The 15,326-nt window shown below is 70.0% G+C and carries 21 protein-coding genes; 10 read left to right on the top strand and 11 right to left on the bottom strand.

Features of this window, described 5'->3' with window-relative positions; all coding sequences use genetic code 11:
- Window positions 1-168: 168 nt before the first annotated feature.
- Together AC1U89_RS07835 and AC1U89_RS07830 are read left to right on the top strand one after the other, a co-directional pair.
- Window positions 169-963, top strand: coding sequence for a M23 family metallopeptidase (locus AC1U89_RS07835; RefSeq protein WP_479899157.1), 795 nt, complete (start codon window positions 169-171; stop codon window positions 961-963).
- An 89-nt stretch (window positions 964-1,052) separates the two neighbouring features.
- Window positions 1,053-1,997 (top strand): alpha/beta hydrolase, encoded by a 945-nt coding sequence (locus AC1U89_RS07830; protein WP_479899156.1) that lies wholly within the window; start codon window positions 1,053-1,055, stop codon window positions 1,995-1,997.
- A 113-nt stretch (window positions 1,998-2,110) separates the two neighbouring features.
- On the opposite strand, the gene rpsU is transcribed toward AC1U89_RS07830, so the two are convergent.
- Entirely contained in the window at window positions 2,111-2,350 is a 240-nt protein-coding gene (rpsU, locus tag AC1U89_RS07825; RefSeq protein WP_089924448.1) for a 30S ribosomal protein S21, read from the bottom strand.
- Window positions 2,351-2,530: 180 nt separating this feature from the next.
- Here rpsU and AC1U89_RS07820 point away from each other — a divergent pair, with 180 nt between their 5' ends.
- Window positions 2,531-3,187, top strand: a complete 657-nt coding sequence (locus tag AC1U89_RS07820; RefSeq protein WP_479899155.1) for a COQ9 family protein — start codon at window positions 2,531-2,533, stop codon at window positions 3,185-3,187.
- Here the strand turns inward: AC1U89_RS07820 and AC1U89_RS07815 are convergent.
- Entirely contained in the window at window positions 3,184-3,903 is a 720-nt protein-coding gene (locus AC1U89_RS07815; protein WP_479899154.1) for an aspartate/glutamate racemase family protein, read from the bottom strand. The genes AC1U89_RS07820 and AC1U89_RS07815 overlap by 4 nt on opposite strands.
- 93 nt (window positions 3,904-3,996) lie before the next feature.
- Here AC1U89_RS07815 and AC1U89_RS07810 point away from each other — a divergent pair, with 93 nt between their 5' ends.
- On the top strand, window positions 3,997-4,383 hold the full coding sequence (locus AC1U89_RS07810; RefSeq protein ID WP_479899153.1) for a RidA family protein: 387 nt from the start codon (window positions 3,997-3,999) through the stop codon (window positions 4,381-4,383).
- Between the two features lie 4 nt (window positions 4,384-4,387).
- On the opposite strand, the gene AC1U89_RS07805 is transcribed toward AC1U89_RS07810, so the two are convergent.
- Window positions 4,388-4,774: a VOC family protein gene (locus AC1U89_RS07805; RefSeq protein WP_479899152.1), complete on the bottom strand. Its 387-nt coding sequence runs from the start codon at window positions 4,772-4,774 to the stop codon at window positions 4,388-4,390.
- A gap of 219 nt (window positions 4,775-4,993) precedes the next feature.
- Between AC1U89_RS07805 and AC1U89_RS07800 the strand changes: the two genes are divergently transcribed.
- Window positions 4,994-5,635 (top strand): hypothetical protein, encoded by a 642-nt coding sequence (locus tag AC1U89_RS07800; protein ID WP_479899151.1) that lies wholly within the window; start codon window positions 4,994-4,996, stop codon window positions 5,633-5,635.
- Here the strand turns inward: AC1U89_RS07800 and AC1U89_RS07795 are convergent.
- Both AC1U89_RS07795 and purE read right to left on the bottom strand, forming a co-directional pair.
- Window positions 5,632-6,729, bottom strand: a complete 1,098-nt coding sequence (locus AC1U89_RS07795) for a 5-(carboxyamino)imidazole ribonucleotide synthase (protein WP_479899150.1) — start codon at window positions 6,727-6,729, stop codon at window positions 5,632-5,634. The two genes, AC1U89_RS07800 and AC1U89_RS07795, sit on opposite strands and share 4 nt — an antisense overlap.
- On the bottom strand, window positions 6,729-7,220 hold the full coding sequence (gene purE / locus AC1U89_RS07790; protein WP_479899149.1) for a 5-(carboxyamino)imidazole ribonucleotide mutase: 492 nt from the start codon (window positions 7,218-7,220) through the stop codon (window positions 6,729-6,731). The genes AC1U89_RS07795 and purE overlap by 1 nt, the downstream gene beginning before the upstream one ends.
- Window positions 7,221-7,481: 261 nt before the next feature.
- Between purE and AC1U89_RS07785 the strand changes: the two genes are divergently transcribed.
- Both AC1U89_RS07785 and AC1U89_RS07780 read left to right on the top strand, forming a co-directional pair.
- A complete protein-coding gene (locus tag AC1U89_RS07785; protein ID WP_479899148.1) occupies window positions 7,482-8,201 on the top strand; it encodes a GGDEF domain-containing protein in 720 nt (239 codons plus the stop codon).
- Between the two features lie 29 nt (window positions 8,202-8,230).
- Window positions 8,231-8,716: a hypothetical protein gene (locus AC1U89_RS07780; RefSeq protein WP_479899147.1), complete on the top strand. Its 486-nt coding sequence runs from the start codon at window positions 8,231-8,233 to the stop codon at window positions 8,714-8,716.
- A 12-nt stretch (window positions 8,717-8,728) separates the two neighbouring features.
- On the opposite strand, the gene AC1U89_RS07775 is transcribed toward AC1U89_RS07780, so the two are convergent.
- From AC1U89_RS07775 to AC1U89_RS07765, 3 genes are all read right to left on the bottom strand, one after another.
- Complete coding sequence (locus AC1U89_RS07775; RefSeq protein ID WP_479899146.1) at window positions 8,729-8,950, bottom strand: YdcH family protein; 222 nt, start codon at window positions 8,948-8,950, stop codon at window positions 8,729-8,731.
- Window positions 8,951-9,041: 91 nt separating this feature from the next.
- Window positions 9,042-9,491: a TIGR02444 family protein gene (locus AC1U89_RS07770; protein WP_479899145.1), complete on the bottom strand. Its 450-nt coding sequence runs from the start codon at window positions 9,489-9,491 to the stop codon at window positions 9,042-9,044.
- A gap of 23 nt (window positions 9,492-9,514) precedes the next feature.
- A complete protein-coding gene (locus AC1U89_RS07765; RefSeq protein WP_479899144.1) occupies window positions 9,515-10,126 on the bottom strand; it encodes a UbiX family flavin prenyltransferase in 612 nt (203 codons plus the stop codon).
- Between the two features lie 129 nt (window positions 10,127-10,255).
- On the opposite strand from AC1U89_RS07765, the gene AC1U89_RS07760 reads away from it, so the two are divergent.
- Window positions 10,256-10,429 (top strand): YdcH family protein, encoded by a 174-nt coding sequence (locus tag AC1U89_RS07760; protein ID WP_035018606.1) that lies wholly within the window; start codon window positions 10,256-10,258, stop codon window positions 10,427-10,429.
- Window positions 10,430-10,542: 113 nt separating this feature from the next.
- On the opposite strand, the gene AC1U89_RS07755 is transcribed toward AC1U89_RS07760, so the two are convergent.
- A complete protein-coding gene (locus AC1U89_RS07755) occupies window positions 10,543-11,262 on the bottom strand; it encodes a DUF1013 domain-containing protein (protein WP_337686401.1) in 720 nt (239 codons plus the stop codon).
- A 94-nt stretch (window positions 11,263-11,356) separates the two neighbouring features.
- Window positions 11,357-11,722, bottom strand: a complete 366-nt coding sequence (locus tag AC1U89_RS07750; protein ID WP_479899143.1) for a hypothetical protein — start codon at window positions 11,720-11,722, stop codon at window positions 11,357-11,359.
- A 211-nt stretch (window positions 11,723-11,933) separates the two neighbouring features.
- Between AC1U89_RS07750 and AC1U89_RS07745 the strand changes: the two genes are divergently transcribed.
- On the top strand, window positions 11,934-12,725 hold the full coding sequence (locus AC1U89_RS07745; RefSeq protein WP_479899142.1) for a hypothetical protein: 792 nt from the start codon (window positions 11,934-11,936) through the stop codon (window positions 12,723-12,725).
- Between the two features lie 17 nt (window positions 12,726-12,742).
- Window positions 12,743-14,248 carry a glycosyltransferase family 4 protein gene (locus tag AC1U89_RS07740; protein WP_479899141.1) on the top strand — a complete coding sequence of 502 codons (1,506 nt, stop codon included), beginning with the start codon at window positions 12,743-12,745 and terminating at the stop codon, window positions 14,246-14,248.
- A 53-nt stretch (window positions 14,249-14,301) separates the two neighbouring features.
- On the opposite strand, the gene AC1U89_RS07735 is transcribed toward AC1U89_RS07740, so the two are convergent.
- Complete coding sequence (locus AC1U89_RS07735; protein WP_479899140.1) at window positions 14,302-15,276, bottom strand: NAD(P)H-quinone oxidoreductase; 975 nt, start codon at window positions 15,274-15,276, stop codon at window positions 14,302-14,304.
- Window positions 15,277-15,326 lie beyond the last annotated feature (50 nt).

The raw sequence follows: 15,326 nt of genomic DNA, 5'->3' as shown, positions 1-15,326 counted from the left end.
CTGTCCGCTGATCATGGTCATGGTTGACCAATGGTTAAGCTGCGCCGCCTTTTCGCCTCATGGACGCGGCATAGGGCTACGCCTTCATTATCCCGAAAGGTCACCTGTGGGATGGGAGCCCGCTTCGGCGGGGCCTTTGGGTCGACCGTCCGTCTGTGAGGATCGCTCTTGGCGTCTCGAGTCCTGGCCGCAACCACGTCGCCCTATTCGCTCGTCGCGTTCGCCGCGCTGGGCGGCGCCATCGTGGTCTGGGGCGCGATCAACGCGGTGACGACGATCGGCGCGATGGGCGCCGGCCTGGAGCAACCCGCGCCGGCGACCGCGGCCGAGCCCGTCACGGCCCCCGAGCCGCCGCCCCCGCCGCCGCCCGCCTTCGTGTTCGACGCCCCGCTGCCGGGCCATGTGGTCAATTCGCCGTTCGGCCTTCGCCAGATGCCGTGGGAAGAGAACGGCCGCCTGCACGAGGGCGTCGACATCGCCGCCCCGGTCGGCGCGCCGGTGCACGTGGCCACCGACGGCATCGTCATGCGCAGCGGCGTCTCGTCCACCTACGGCCGCTTCGTCGAGGTGGCCCACAAGGACGGCTTCCGCACGCTCTACGCCCACCTGGGTCGCGACGCGGGCTTCAAGCGGGGCGCCTACGTCAAGCGCGGGACCACCGTGGCCTATGTGGGCAGCAGCGGCCGCTCGACCGGCTCGCACCTGCATTTCGAACTGCGCAACAAGGCCGGCAAGCCGTTGAACCCGGCCCTGTTCATGGGCAAGACCTTCGCCGAGAAGGGCGACCTGCCCCTGAAGGCCGCCGCCAAGGTGGGCCGCAAGGTGCGCCTGGCCACGGTCTCGCGCTGGCCCGACGGCGTGAAGGCCCAAATGGCGGGCAAGATGTCGGCCGACGGCCAGGGCGTGGTCACCCGCGTCAAGGGCGGCCGCATCCGCACGCGGATTAACGTGGTCGACGGCTAGGGCTCCCGCCTTTTGGGCGCCTGGGCCCTGCATGCGTTTTCCACAGGGCCGTCACTCGACGGACACCGACGCTCGGCTAGAGTGGTCGCATGCTCAAGTTCCTCGGACGCGCCGTTGCCGGATTCACCCTTCTCCTCGTTTCGTTCGTCGCCGTGGGCGGCCTGATGTCGGCGGCAAGTCATCCCGTGCCCCGAGGGCGGATGGTGGACATCGGCGAAGGGCGCCAACTGCGCCTGGTCTGCGAGGGTCCTTCCAGTGATCGACCGACGGTCTGGCTGGAGGCGGGGGCCTTCGGTTTCGCCGCCGACTGGGGCGCGACCCAGGAAGCCCTGACGAAGGCCGGCTGGCGATCCTGCGCCTACGACCGGGCCGGCATGGGCTTCTCGCCGCCGGGACCTGCGCCGCGCGACGGCCTGGCCATCGTCTCCGACTTCGAGAAGCTGGTCGCCGCCTCGGGCGAGCGCGGGCCGTTCATCCTGGTGGGCCACTCGATGGCCGGCCTGCGCCTGCGCGAATACGCCGGGCGCAACCCCAGCCAGATCGCCGGCCTGGTGCTGGTCGACGCCGCCACGGCCGACGCCTCCGAGACCGAGGCGTTCAAGCCGTTCATCCAGGCCTTCGCCACGGCCTCGCGCTGGGCGGCGCGGGGCGCGTCGCTGGGGCTCTACAAGCCGCTGGTCTACACCAGCCTGGGCGACAAGATCGGCCTGCCGCCAGCGGCCAAGGCCGAGAAGCGCTGGGCCTTCGCCAACGGCCGCCACAACCGCACCGCCGCCGCCGAGGTCGAGCTGTGGTCCCAGTCGGCCGACCAGGCGGTCGCCGTGCCGGCCTATGATCCCGCCTGGCCGGTGGCCGTGGTGACGGCCGGACCGGTCAAGGGTCGCGAGAAGCGCAAGGCCATGCAGTCCGCGCCGGCCGAGCGGTCCACCCACGGCTATGTGGACCACGTCGAGGCGGCGACGCATACGCGGCTGCTGGGCGACCAGTTCGCGGGGCATATCGTCAAGGCGGTGGCGTTCGTGGCGGGGGCTTAAGGTCCCCCCTCCGTCGGCTTCGCCGACACCTCCCCCACAGGGGGAGGAATAACAAAACCCGCCCGGATCGCTCCGGGCGGGTTTGGTGTTTCCGAAAGCTCGGAAAGCGTCGCTTAGCGCGCGCCGGCCGGCTTCTTCGGCATCGGCAGCAGGCCTTCGCGCTGGGCGCGCTTGCGGGCCAGCTTGCGGGCGCGGCGGACAGCTTCGGCCTTTTGACGGGCGCGCTTTTCCGACGGCTTTTCGTAGTGCACGTGGCGCTTCATTTCACGGAAGCTGCCTTCGCGTTGCATCTTCTTCTTCAGGGCCTTGAGCGCCTGATCGACATTGTTGTCGCGGACGAAAATCTGGACCAGGGGTCTCTCTCCATTCGACGGCCCGACCATCTTCCCGAGTCCCTCTCAGGGGCCGGGCGGGCGAACAAAACCTGATAAGCCCGGAAAGGGATCTCCCGGGCGACGAGGGGCGGCTGATAGCAGAGGCGAGGCCCGCTGTCCATGGCGACGCGGCCTAAACTCCCGTGTAGACTCGGATTCATGAGCGACAAAACCGCCGACGCCGCTGATTGGGCTGATACGACCGAGCAACGGGTGCTGGACGAGGCCCTGCGCCTGGCGCCGCGCCTGGGGTGGAACCCGGGGCTGGCCCGCGCCGCCGCCGTGGCCGCCGGCCTCAACGCCGGCGAGGCGCAACTCCTGCTGCCGCAAGGGGCGCGCGACCTGGCCGCCCTGCTGTCGCGCCGCCACGATAAGGCCGCCCTGGCCGCGTTGAAGGCCCTGAATCCGCCGCCGGCCAAGATCCGCGAGAAGATCCGGGCCGGGGTGGTCGCCCGCCTGGACGCCGCCCAGCGCGACGCCGAGGCCCTGCGCAAGCTCTCCGCCTTCCTGGCCTTCCCGACCAACATGCCGCTGGCCCTGACCCTGATCTGGGAAAGCGCCGACGTCCTGTGGCGCTGGGCCGGCGATACGGCCACCGACGAGAATCACTATTCCAAGCGGGCGATCCTGTCGGGGATCCTGGTCTCGACCCTGGCGGTCGACATGGCCTCGGGCCGCGAGTCGGCCCTCAAGCACCTGGACGGCCGCATCGACAACGTCATGGCCTTCGAGAAGTGGAAGGCCGGGATCAAGCCGATGAACCTGGCGGCCGAGGTGGCCGCGGCGCTGGCGCGGATGCGGTACGGGACGCGCTAGTCCCTCAACGCCCGGTCCACCGCCGCCATCGCGTGCAGCGTGGTGGTGTCGAAGATCGGCACGGGGCTGTCGTCCTGGCCGATCAGCAGCATGATCTCGGTGCAGCCCAGGATGATGCCCTGCGCCCCGCGCACCACCAGCCGCGCGATCACCTCGCGATAGACCTGGCGCGAGGCGTCCAGGACCTGGCCGGTCACCAGCTCGCGATAGATGATCCCGTGCACCGCCTTACGATCCTCGGCCTCGGGGATCAGCACCTCCAGGCCGAACTTCTCTTCCAGCCGGCCGCGGTAGAAGTCCTGCTCCATGGTGAAGGCCGTGCCCAACAGGCCGACACGCGTCAGGCCCGCGGCCTGGATCGCCGCCGCCGTCGGGTCGGCGATGTGCAGCAGCGGCGTCGTCACCGCCGCGTCGATGGCCCAGGCGCAGCGGTGCATGGTGTTGGTGCACAGGACGAGGAAGTCGGCCCCGCCCTTGCGCAGGGCCTTGGCCGCGTCGACCATCTCGCCGGCCAGGGCGTCCCAGTCGCCGGCGTGCTGCAGGGCCTCGATCCTGGCGAAGTCGAACGACCACATCAGGATGCGGGCCGAGGCCGCCCCGCCCACGCGGTCTCGCACCGCCTCGTTGATCAGCCGGTAGTACTGGGCCGAGCTCTCCCAGCTCATGCCGCCGATCAGGCCGATCAGTTTCTGGCCGATGAGCGCTTGTTCGGCCATGGGTCGCTCCGCGAAGGGCCGTCACACCGACGGCGCGCCTTTCCGCTAAGCTGGGGCGTGAAGCCGCAAAACGAAAGCCCCGGGAGGCCCGCCATGGACACCGTGATCCACAATCCGACCGACGGGATCTACGCCGCCACCGACGACTACGTGCATGCCCTGGAAGTGCGCAATCCGGCCCGCATGCTGTTCGTGGCCGGGACCATGGGGCTGGAGGCGGACGGCGCGGCGGGAGCCGGACTGGAGCGCCAGCTGGAGCTGGTCTGGTCGAACCTGCGGACGATCTTGGCCGCCGCCGGCATGACCGTCGACAACATCGTGCGCCTGACCAGCTACCTGCGCGATCCCGCCTATGCCGAGGCCAACGGCGCGGCGCKGGTCAAGGCCCTGGGCGACCGGCGCATCCCGACCACGGCGATCGTCGTCCAGACCCTGGCCGACGACTGGCTGGTCGAGCTGGAGATCATCGCTGTGGCGTGAGGCGTCAGTCCTGCGGCGCGTCCGGACGCCGCTGGCACACGTGCCACAGCACGCCGCACGGGTCGTAGACATAGGCCACCCGCAGGCCCCACGGCTGCATCGCCGGCGGCTTGGGCGGCTGGACGTCGAACCGGCCGGGCAGGTCCAGCGCCTGGATGTGCGCCCACCAGGCGTCCAGGTCGTCGACCATCAGCTGCATCATGCAGTTCTCGGCCCAGGCCTTCTGATAGTAGCGCTGCAGGATGAAGGCGCTGGCTCCCAGGCCGAAGATCGCCACCTCGCCGTCCAACAGGGTCTGGAAGCCCAGGGCCTGGTAGAACGCCTTGCTGACCGCGAAGTCCTTGGCCGGCAGGAAGGGGCGCATCGCCTCCGCGCCGTCCGGAACCGCCATGTCGATGCCCTCCGTCGCCTGTTCCGGGAAGGCTGCCTCGGCGGTCGGGTCGCGGCAAGGTCCGGCGCTTCCTTTCCAGGGGCGCGCCCGCTAGCTTGACCTTGAAAGGTCAGGTTTCCGCTCCTGGCCGTTTCCGCTCTCGACCCCCGGCGGACCGGACCGACGCCGATTTCCCGCACGCTCGCGACCAGACGACGCTGGATCGAGGCCGCCGCCGGCATGGCGCTCGCTGGCGTGGGCGCGACCCTTTGGGGCCTGATGACCCGCTTCGTCGCCGGGGCGGGGTTGGGTCTGGTCGCGGTCGTCCTGGCGACGGTGGCGTTCCTTCTCCACCGGCGCCTGGGCGATCAGCCTCTGCGAACCCATGCGGCGCGCCGGAGCCGGGCGCTGGCCGAGCTGGCGTCCTGGGGCGCGGTGCTGCCGCTTTCGGTCGCCCTGATCGCCCTGGCCGTCCAGCTCGCCCCGCCTGGCGGCGTCTTCGTGGCGGGCAAGCCGGTGGAGGTCAGGTCGTGGTCCAGGCTGGTCGTCATGCCGGACGGGCGCAGCTTCCGCTTCACCTGCGGGTCGCCTGGACGTCCGCACAACGATTGCCCGGCCCTGGCCAAATGGCGGGCGCTGCCCCGCTGGCCAGAGCCCGAGCGCGTCGAAATGGAGGTTTCCGGCAGCCAGATTCTTGCTCTGCGCATGGACGGCCAGGTCATCGTCGACAGGACGGTCGACAACAGCGCCAGGGGCTTGAGGGCGGCGATGATCCTGCTAGGCGGCGGTCTCGCCGTCGCCGCGATCTGGGCGATCCAGCGCCGAGGCCGATTGCTGGTCGAGCTCCGGCGGCCTTCGACGAGCCGGCGCGCGCCTAGCTAGTCCTTCAGTCCGCGCAGCCGGTTCACGTGTCCCATCTTGCGCCCCGGCCGGGCTTCGCCCTTGCCGTAGAGGTGGACGCGGGTCTCGGGTTCGGCGGCCAGCTTGGCCCAGGCCTCGACCTCGGGACCCAGCAGGTTGGTCATCTCGACATGGGCGCGTGGGGCGGTGGGGCCCAGCGGCCAGCCTGCGACGGCGCGGATGTGCTGCTCGAACTGGTCGACCTCGCAGCCGTCCTGGGTCCAGTGGCCGGTGTTGTGGACGCGCGGCGCGAACTCGTTGACCAGCAGCTTGCCGCCGGCCAGTTCGAACAGCTCAACGCCGATGACCCCGACATATTCCAGCGCGGTCAGGATCTTGGCGACGATGGCCTCGGCCTGGTCGCGGGTGGCGGCGCTGACCTTGGCCGGCGCGCTGGTGCGGCGCAGGACGCCGCCCTCGTGATGGTTGTCCGACAGCGGGTAGCAGGCGATCTCGCCGTCGCGGCCGCGGGCGGCGATCACCGACAGCTCGCGCACGAAGTCGGCCGGAGCCTCGAGGATGGCGGGCTGGCGGCCGATCTTCTCGAAGGCGGCGGCGGCCTCGGCGGGGCGCTGGATCCAGGCCTGCCCCTTGCCGTCATAGCCCTCGCGGCGGGTCTTCAGCAGGGACGGCGCGCCGATCTGGGCGACGGCGGCGGCCAGGCCTTGGGCGTCGTCAACGGCGGCGAAGGCCACGGTGGGGACGCCGATCTCGGCCAGGAAGCTCTTCTCCACCACCCGGTCCTGGGCGGCGGCCAGGGCCTTGGCGCCGGGGGCGACCGACACGCCCAGGGCGGTCAGCTCGGCCACGGTGGCGGCGGGCACGTTCTCGAACTCGTAGGTGACGACGTCGCAGGCCTCGGCCAGTCGCTTCAGCGCCCAGCGGTCGTCATAGGGGCCGACGATCTGGCGGCTGGCGACGCGGCCGGCCGGGCTGTTCTCCTCCGGATCCAGGATCACGACGTCGAAGCCCAGGCGCGCGGCGGCCAGGGCCAGCATGCGACCCAGCTGTCCCCCGCCGAGGATGCCGATCGTGGAACCAGGAGCCAAAGGGGAAGCGGGCGGGGACTTGCTCATCAGTCTTCGACGCTCTCGACGACGCTGTCGGTCTGTTCGGTCCGGAAGGCGGCCAGGCGCTGGGCCAGGGCGGGGTCGGAGATCGCCAGGATCTGGGCGGCCAGCAGGCCGGCGTTCTTGGCGCCCGCCTCGCCGATGGCCAGGGTGGCGACGGGCACGCCGCCCGGCATCTGGACGATCGACAGCAGGGAATCCAGGCCGTTCAGGGCCTTGGACTGCACCGGCACGCCCAGCACCGGCAGGATGGTCATCGAGGCAACCATGCCCGGCAAATGCGCCGCGCCGCCGGCCCCGGCGACGATCACCTTATAGCCGGCCGCCTGGGCGCCGGTGGAGAACTCGACCAGCCGCTGGGGGGTGCGGTGCGCCGAAACCACCTTGGCCTCCCAGGTCACGCCAAGGGAATCGAGCGCGTCGGCCGCCTTCTTCATGGTCGGCCAGTCCGAACGACTGCCCATGACGATAGCGACAGGTGGCGTGGCGGTGGGCATCGGCGACGATTTCCCCAGAAGGCGGTGGAGCGCCGCTGGAGGCGCTCAGTGACCTGACGGCCGTGAATCGCGGGCCTTATAGCCGCTGGCGCCCGGGCTCCAAAGCCCGTTCTCACCAGAAAACCGCTGTCGATCCCGGACGATAGTGCGGCGCCGCGACGCTGCGACACATGGCCGTCGCCATTGTCATGGTTAATGAAAGAACGCAGAAATGCGCGAAGCTTCACCGCAAGTGATTCCCAAAGTGGCTTTCGTCGTCCCATGAAGATCACCAGCGCCCGCACCGAATCCTTCTCGGCGATCCGTCGCCGGGCGCTGACCGAGGCCGCCGGGCCGGTGGTGGCGCGGGCCGTGGTCGCCGCCGACACGGCCGGGTTCCTGGGCCTGTCGGAAGCCGACCTGACCCCGCAGGTGCAGTCGGCCCTGAAGACCCTGATGGTCGAGATCGACGACCTGCGAAACGAGGTCGCCCGCCTGAAGTTCAAGCTGGGCGAAGCGCAAGGCCTGGCCGACATGGACGTGCTGGCCCCGGTGCTGAACCGCCGCGCCTTCCTGCGCGAGATCAAGCGGGTCGCCGCCTTCGCCCAGCGCTACGGCTCGCCGGCCAGCTTGGTGTTCTTCGACCTGGACGGCTTCAAGGCCGTCAACGACCGCTTCGGCCACGCGGCCGGCGACGAGGCCCTGAAGGCCGTCGCCCAGCGCCTGCAGGCCAATGTCCGCGAGAGCGACGTGGTGGGCCGGATCGGCGGCGACGAGTTCGCCGTCCTGCTGGTCCAGGCCGACCAGCAGACCGCCGTCTCCAAGGCCGAGACCCTGGCCGCGGCCGTGCGCGACATGCCGGTGCAGGTTGGCGAGTGGTCCGTGCCGCTGCGCGTCTCGTGGGGCGTGCGCGAGATCGAGGCCGGCGCCGACCCCGAAGTCGCCCTGGCCGAGGCCGACGCGGCGATGTTCCTGAAGAAGCGCTCGCGCAAGGAAGCGTAGGGCCGAGGTCCCCCGGGAATGGCGAGATCGTGAGCAAGGGCGAAAAGGACGCCTGGAACGTCCGGGACGTCGTCATCCTCCTGCTGTTCGCGCCCCTCTTCGGGTTCATCGCGTACACGCAGTACAACCAGCTTCAGCCCAAGACGCCCGAGGTTCGCGGTCCGCTCGTCGTCCAGGGAGTTTTCCCCTACAGCACGACGGGCGCCGACAGGAGGGATCCCTACCTGTTCCAAGGCGAGGACGGCCGCGCGTACCAATTCAATTGCGATCAGGTCCAAGGCGGTCGCGGGCCGCACTTCAACATCTGCCTGTATCCCGCGCGCGGAAATCCGATTGGCGAGTTGGGTGGGCGGCCGGTGGAGGTGCGCTATCTGGCGCTTCGGTATCCGCCACACTGGACGGGACCTACCGAGCCGCACCTGGTCCTGTTGTCGGTGCGCGAGAACGGGCGGGTGCTGTATCGCAACAATATCTGGGTCAGGACGAAGTCCGCGGCGTGGGAGCGGCGGCTCTGAACGACCGCGGCCCTAGGCGATGATGTCCGGCGTCAGCTGGTCTTCCAGGCGGACGATCTCGTCCTTCAGGGACAGCTTGCGGCGCTTCAGCCGGGCGATCTGCAGCATGTCGGGCTGGGGGCGTTCCTCCAGCGCCTCGATCGAGTCGGAGAGGTCCTGGTGCTCTTCGCGCAGCGTGGCCAGGCGTCGCTCGATGGCGACGTCGGATTCGTCGGAAGGATCGTCGTCGTTCATGGACGCTCCTCCATGCCTTGCCCCGATCGGCGTCTTAAGGGCGGTGATAGATAGCAAAGCCTGACAGCGGGTAAAGGGCGTTGAATCGGCTCTAGGAAAGCGTGTCGGCAAGGGCGCGCAGGGCGGTCTCGCGGGGCGGCGCGCCCACCGCCTGGGCCGCCTCCAGCAGGGCCTCGAACACGTCGCGCCGGGGGCTGGGCTCGCCGCTCAGGGCCTCCAGGCTCTCCATCAGCACCTTCTCGCCCTGAAGCTCGACGGCCTTGACCGCGTTGCGGAAATCCTCGCGCGCGTCGTCGTCGATCGCGGGCCAGGCCGGCTTGATCGAGCGGCGGACCGCGCGCAGGGGCGAGCCGACCTCGGCGTCCCAGCGCCGGACCAGGTCGGCGGCGAGGCCGACGTCGGCGTCGCGTCCCTCGCTGGCCCGCCAGGCGGCCCACAGCAGGTAGGGCACGTTCTGGCCGTGCTGGTCCTGCAGCGACAGGCACGCCTCTGCGACAGACGGTCGCGCATAGACCTCCAGGGCCCACTGCCAAAGCCGCATCGCCGTTAACCCCCGAGCCCTTTTCAGGCATCGCCAGTGATGGTCGCCAGGTCTTCACCCCAGCGCTTGACCGGCCGCCACGACAGGCCGAACAGATCGAACGCGCGGCCCACCGATTGGTCCACCATCTCAGCGATCGATTGCGGTTTTGCGTAGAAGGCGGGCAGGGGCGGGGCGATCACCGCCCCCATCTCGGCCAGCTTGGTCAGGGTGCGCAGGTGGCCCAGATGCAGGGGCGTCTCGCGCACCATCAGCACCAGGGGGCGACGCTCCTTCAGAGTCACGTCGGCGGCGCGGGTCAGAAGCGAAGCCGTTACGCCCGTTGCGATTTCGCTCATGGTCCGCACYGAGCAGGGCGCCACGATCATCCCGAGCGTGCGATACKACCCTGACGCGATCGCCGCCCCGACGTCGCCCACGCGATGGACGAAATCTGCCTTCTCATTGACCTGTGCGACGGAAAATCCGGTCTCCTGCGACAGGGTCAGGGCCGCCGATTTCGACAGGACCAGGTGGCTTTCCACGCCCAGTTCGCGGCAGGCGTCCAGCGCCCGCAGACCGTAGACAACCCCTGACGCCCCCGAGATTCCAACGACCAGGCGAGGTTTTTCAGGCGAAGCCGGCGAGGTCGACATGGTGAATTTTCGTCCGTCTTGGGAGCAAGCTGCGMCAGGTCAAGCGCCGCCGATTGCAATCATATGTGATCTGACAGCTTCGAACAGCGGGTGTTGACTTCGACGTCCACCAGCAAGGAGCCGACAGCCATGGCCATCGAATCCCGTATCCGCGAGCTTGGATCCCGTCATGAGAGCCTCGACCGCACGATTCAGGAGGAGACCCGTCGTCCCGTCAGTGACACCACCCTGCTCAGGGAGTTGAAGCGGCAGAAGCTCAGGCTCAAGGAGGAGATCGAAGGCCTCAGGGCGCGACTTCACTAGCCCCCTCTAGCMATCGCCGCGTCGGAATGGCGGTGGCCGCCAGAGGAGGCCGAAAACAGAAAGGCCCGCTCCGTGCAAACGGGGCGGGCCTTTTGCTTGGGTGGCGGGGATGACTAGTCCTCGTCGTCCTCTTCGTCGTCGGCCACGTAGGTCGACTTGCCGAACACGTCCTCGGCCTTGGGCTCGATGCGCGAGGCGCGGATGGCGGCCTCCTCGTCGTCGTGGTCCTCGGGCAGGGCGCTGGTTTCCGAGGCCGGGCGCAGGGTCGGGTCTTCCGGCAGGATGCCCTTCTTCAGGTCGTCCTTGGCCTTCTTCTCGGCGGCCTTCTTGACCAGGGCGTCCAGCTCCAGCTGGCCGACCAGGCCCAGGGTCACGGGATCGACCGGCTTGATGTTGGCGGCGTTCCAGTGCGTGCGGGCGCGGACCTGCTCGATGGTCGACTTGGTGGTGCCCAGCAGCTTGGAGATCTGCGCGTCGGTCACCTCGGGGTGATGGCGCAGGAACCAGGCGATGGCGTCCGGACGGTCCTGGCGGCGCGACACGGGGGTGTAGCGCGGGGCCTTCTTCTGCGGCTTCAGCAGCTCGGCGTGGCGGCTGACCTGGGCCTTCATCCGGTAGTCCGGATTGGCCTGGGCGCGGTCCAGCTCTTCGCGGGTCAGCTGGCCGTTGCCGATCGGGTCGGCGCCGCGGATGTCGCGCGCCACTTCGCCGTCGGCGATGCCGCGGACTTCCAGGGGGTGCAGGCCGCAGAAGTCGGCGATCTGTTCAAAGCTAAGCGACGTGTTGTCCACGAGCCAGACGGCCGTCGCCTTGGGCATCAGGATGTCGGACATGCGGTCCTCCAGAAATGACGGCGCCCGACCTTGCGGCCGGGCGGGATGTTCAGCCTGGAGCTATAATGCGGTTTCTCGGGAAAGGGAACGGGGATCAACCATTCCCCAGATTCAGCGGCGCATGGCGGGTCGAAGCCGCGTTTTCGCGCAGGCCCTCGAGGCGCTCGCGTCGCCCAATGGCGCGCAAGGTGACCAGCCCGCCGCCGCCCACCGCGAAGGCCAGGGCCAGGCCCAGCGCGAACGGCGAGGTGTCCAGCCCTGTCCCCCGGCCGTCGAGGAAGAACAGGAAACCMGGCCCCATCAGCATCGACAGGGTCAGCCATTGCAGCCAGGCGTCCGGCTTGCGGACCTCGAACCAGACAAGGGCGACCAGCATGGCCACGCCCAGCACGCCCAACTCCACGTGATGGGGGTGGACCATCAGCGCGCGCGCGCCGTGCAGGATGCTGTTCAGGCTCATGGCGTCCTCCGTCCGCCCAGGCGTATCACTCTGGGTTGCGGGTGAAGAAGCCGCCTCGCCCGACGGGCGATCGGCCGGTCGGCGCGATCAACTCGTCGATGTCCTGGGGCATGCGGCCTTTTCGGTGTTTACAATGAAGGGCGAACAGCCGAGTCACCGGCGCCGCGATCCCGCAAACGGGTGAAACGCCACGCGGATAAGAAGGTGGGTCTTGGGGACACAGGCGTCCGTCAATGTCGCGTTCGTCGTGGCGCATCCCGGGCACGAGCTGCGGCTCGCGCGCTGGTTCGTCACGACCAAGCCCAGCTTCTTCGTCATCGCCAAGGGATCGCGCTCGACCTGTTCGGAAGCCCGGATCCAGGCCAGCCATGGCATGGCGGTCGAGGCGGGCGCGGTTCCCGCCGAGCCCTTCGGATCGGCCTTCGATCGTGAGCTCTACGCCTGGATCCTGACCGGCGACGGTCGGGCGTTCGGCCGCCTGGCCGACACGCTGCGCGACGCTTTCGTCACACGGGAGGTCTCGCTGGTGGTGACCGACGCCTGGCAGAACTACAACCCCATCCACGACCTGACCCACCTGCTGGCCCGGGTGGCCGCCGCCGAGGCGAGCCGGCGGCTGGGGCGACCCGTCGAGGTGCTGGACTATCCCGTGGTGCCGGACGCGCTGGCGGGAGCTCCCCGCGGGACCGAGCGCCGCCGGATCGTGCTGACGGAGTCCGAAGTGGCCGAGAAGCTGGCGCTGATCGCGCGCCACCCCGAGATTTCCGACGAGACGGCGGGCCTGCTGGCGGCCGGCGGGCCCGGCGTCCTGAACATCGAGACCCTGCACGACCCCCGGTCGCTGGCCGACCTGACGCCCACCGTCGACACGCCGCCGCTCTATGAATGCTATGGACGGGAGCGCGTCGCCGCCGGCCTGTACGCCGAGGTCCTGCGCTGGAGCCACATGGCGCCGATCGTGACCGCCCTGGCCGCGCGCCTGGCCGCCGCGAGCCGCCCGTGATCGGCCGGAGATCAGGCATGAGGTCCGCGACGCCGACGGGACTGCGGGTCCTGCTGACCAACATCACACTGGCCGGGCGCTCGGGCACCGAGACGGTGACCCGCGACCTGGCCCTGGCCCTGGCGCGCGCCGGCCACCGGCCCATGGTCTACTCGCCCAGCCTGGGGGCGATCGCCGACGAACTGAGGGCGGCGTCGGTGCCGGTCGCCGACGACATCGACGCCATCCGCGAGACGCCGGACGTGATCCACGGCCACCACGTCATCCAGACCGCCGTGGCGGCGGCGCGGTTCCCGGACGTCCCGGCCCTGTTCGTGTGCCACGACTTCACCGGCTGGCACGACGTGCCGCCCCGCCTGCCCAACATCCAGACCTTCGTCGCCATCAGCGACGGCTTCCGGGACCGGCTGGTCGTCGAGGAGGGCGTGGACCCGGCCCGGACGCACGTGGTGCTCAACGGCGTCGACCTCGAACGCTTCCGGCCGGGGCCGCCCTTGCCCGACAAGCCGCGCAAGGCGTTGGCCTTCGCCAAGAACCAGGGGCACCTGGAGGCGATCCGGGCGGCCTGCGCGGCGCGCGGCATGGAGGTCGACGCCGTGGGGATCGCGGTGGACCGCCTGGTCGCCAGGCCCGAGGCGCTGCTGGCCGACTACGACCTGGTCTTCACCAGCGCCCTCTCGGCCCTGGAGGCCATGGCCTGCCTGCGGCCGGTTATCGTCTGCGACGGGCGCGGCCTGGCGGGCCTAGCCACCACCGAACGCTATCCGACCTGGCGGCGGGAGAATTTCGGACTCCGCGTGCTGTCCCGGCCGGTCACGGTCGATGCGCTGCTGGCCGAGATCGACCGCTACGATCCGGACGACGCCGTGGCGGTGGGGCGCAGGGTGCGCGAGGAGGCCGGGCTGGACGCCTGGGCCGAGGCCTACGCGGCGCTGTACCGACGGACGATCGACACCTTCGTGCGCGCCGAGCCGGGCGAGGCGATCCGGGCGACGGCCCGGCATCTTCAGGCCTGGAACCCCAACCCGGGKAACGCGCCCTGGCTGCGCGAGCGGGCCGACCTGATGGACGAGATCCTGCGGCTCTCCGAGGGCGTGAGGACGCTGCCGCGGGGCGAGACGGTGCTGATCGGCGTGTCCGGCGACTTGGGTCTCGACGGCTTCCACGCGGTCGAGCCCTGGGGCGCCTGGTCGGCGCGTCGCCGGTGCTCCGTCCGGTTCAGGCTGAAGCCCGGCGCCGCGCCGACGCGGGTCACGCTGGTGCTCCAGCCGTTCCTCACGCCGTCCCGTCCCCGCTACGACGTCACTGTGGCGCTGAACGGTCGCGGGCTGGGCCGGGTGGACCTGAGCCAGGGCGGCCCCCGAGAACACTCGATCGGGCTGCCCGACGACCTCGGGCTCGAGGACGGGCCCTTGTCGTGGCTCACCTTCGAGACCGAGCGCTGCGTCTCGCCCCACGCCGAGGGCCTTTCGGCCGATGGGCGCGAACTGGGCTTCGGCCTGGTGTCGGTGACGTTCGCCTAGAGCGTGGCAGCCGAAAGTGTTGGCGGTTTCGGCGTTCGCCACGCGCCAAACGTCTAAGCCAGCAGGACCACCTTGCCTACGTGTTCGCCCGCCTCGAGGTGGGCGTGGGCGGCGGCGGCGTCCTCCAGCGGGAAGGTGGCGTCGATCACGGGCTTGAGCTTGCCGGCCGCGATCCACGGCCAGACCACGCGCTCGATCTCGGCGGCCAGGCGGGCCTTCTCGTCGGCCGGGCGGGGGCGCAGGGTCGAGCCGGTGATCACCGCGCGCTTCTGCATGATCCTCATGACCGGGACCTCCAGCACCGGCCCGGCCAGGGCGGCGATGTAGACGATCCGGCCGCCGGTGTTCAGGGCGTCGAGGTTCTTCTCGAAATAGCTGGCCCCGACCATGTCCAGCACCACGTCGACGCCGCCGGCCGCCTTGGCGACCTCGGCGAAGTCCTCGGTCTTGGCGTCGACGGCGATGTCGGCGCCCAGGGCCAGGGCCTGGGCCTTCTTGTCGGCGCCGCGGCCGGTGGCGATCACCCGCGCGCCGTGCGCCTTGGCCATGGCGATCGCCGTTGTCCCGATACCGGACGTCCCACCATGAATCAGTACGGTCTCGCTAGGCTTGAGCATCCCGTGTTCGAACACATTGGCGAACACCGTGAACACGGTCTCGGGCAGGGCGGCGGCGTGGGCGAAGTCGAAACCGTCTGGAATGGGCAGGGCGTGGCGGGCGTCGACCACGGCGTACTGGGCGTAGCCGCCGCCGCCCAGCAGGGCGCAGACCTTGTCGCCGGCCTTCCAGCGTCCCGACCCGACCACGACCTCGCCCGCGACCTCCAGGCCCAGGGTGGCCGGCGCGCCGGGCGGCGGGGGGTAAAAGCCCAGGCGCTGCAACAGGTCCGGACGGTTCACCCCGGCGGCGCGCACGCGGATCAGGATCTGGCCGGGTCCGGGCTCCGGCCGCTCCACGCTCACCGGATGCAGGGCGTCGGCGGCGCCTTTTCCGCCCTCGATGGCGATGGCGGTCATGGTCTCGGACATGGTGGAACATCCCGTGAGGCTTGCGTCCGGCCCTTGGTAGGCGTCAGATG

Source organism: Caulobacter sp. 05T431 (assembly GCF_056665975.1).
The sequence above is the reverse complement of the archived record's forward strand: the minus strand, read 5'-3'. Positions and strand labels throughout refer to the sequence as shown.

Coding starts and splice junctions, on each gene's coding strand:
- AC1U89_RS07830 (WP_479899156.1), top strand. CDS start 1,053: ATGCTCAAGTTCCTCGGACGCGCCGTTGCCGGATTCACCCTTCTCCTC.
- AC1U89_RS07820 (WP_479899155.1), top strand. CDS start 2,531: ATGAGCGACAAAACCGCCGACGCCGCTGATTGGGCTGATACGACCGAG.
- AC1U89_RS07815 (WP_479899154.1), bottom strand. CDS start 3,903: ATGGCCGAACAAGCGCTCATCGGCCAGAAACTGATCGGCCTGATCGGC.
- AC1U89_RS07805 (WP_479899152.1), bottom strand. CDS start 4,774: ATGGCGGTTCCGGACGGCGCGGAGGCGATGCGCCCCTTCCTGCCGGCC.
- AC1U89_RS07800 (WP_479899151.1), top strand. CDS start 4,994: ATGGCGCTCGCTGGCGTGGGCGCGACCCTTTGGGGCCTGATGACCCGC.
- AC1U89_RS07795 (WP_479899150.1), bottom strand. CDS start 6,729: ATGAGCAAGTCCCCGCCCGCTTCCCCTTTGGCTCCTGGTTCCACGATC.
- purE (WP_479899149.1), bottom strand. CDS start 7,220: ATGCCCACCGCCACGCCACCTGTCGCTATCGTCATGGGCAGTCGTTCG.
- AC1U89_RS07785 (WP_479899148.1), top strand. CDS start 7,482: ATGAAGATCACCAGCGCCCGCACCGAATCCTTCTCGGCGATCCGTCGC.
- AC1U89_RS07775 (WP_479899146.1), bottom strand. CDS start 8,950: ATGAACGACGACGATCCTTCCGACGAATCCGACGTCGCCATCGAGCGA.
- AC1U89_RS07770 (WP_479899145.1), bottom strand. CDS start 9,491: ATGCGGCTTTGGCAGTGGGCCCTGGAGGTCTATGCGCGACCGTCTGTC.
- AC1U89_RS07760 (WP_035018606.1), top strand. CDS start 10,256: ATGGCCATCGAATCCCGTATCCGCGAGCTTGGATCCCGTCATGAGAGC.
- AC1U89_RS07755 (WP_337686401.1), bottom strand. CDS start 11,262: ATGTCCGACATCCTGATGCCCAAGGCGACGGCCGTCTGGCTCGTGGAC.
- AC1U89_RS07735 (WP_479899140.1), bottom strand. CDS start 15,276: ATGTCCGAGACCATGACCGCCATCGCCATCGAGGGCGGAAAAGGCGCC.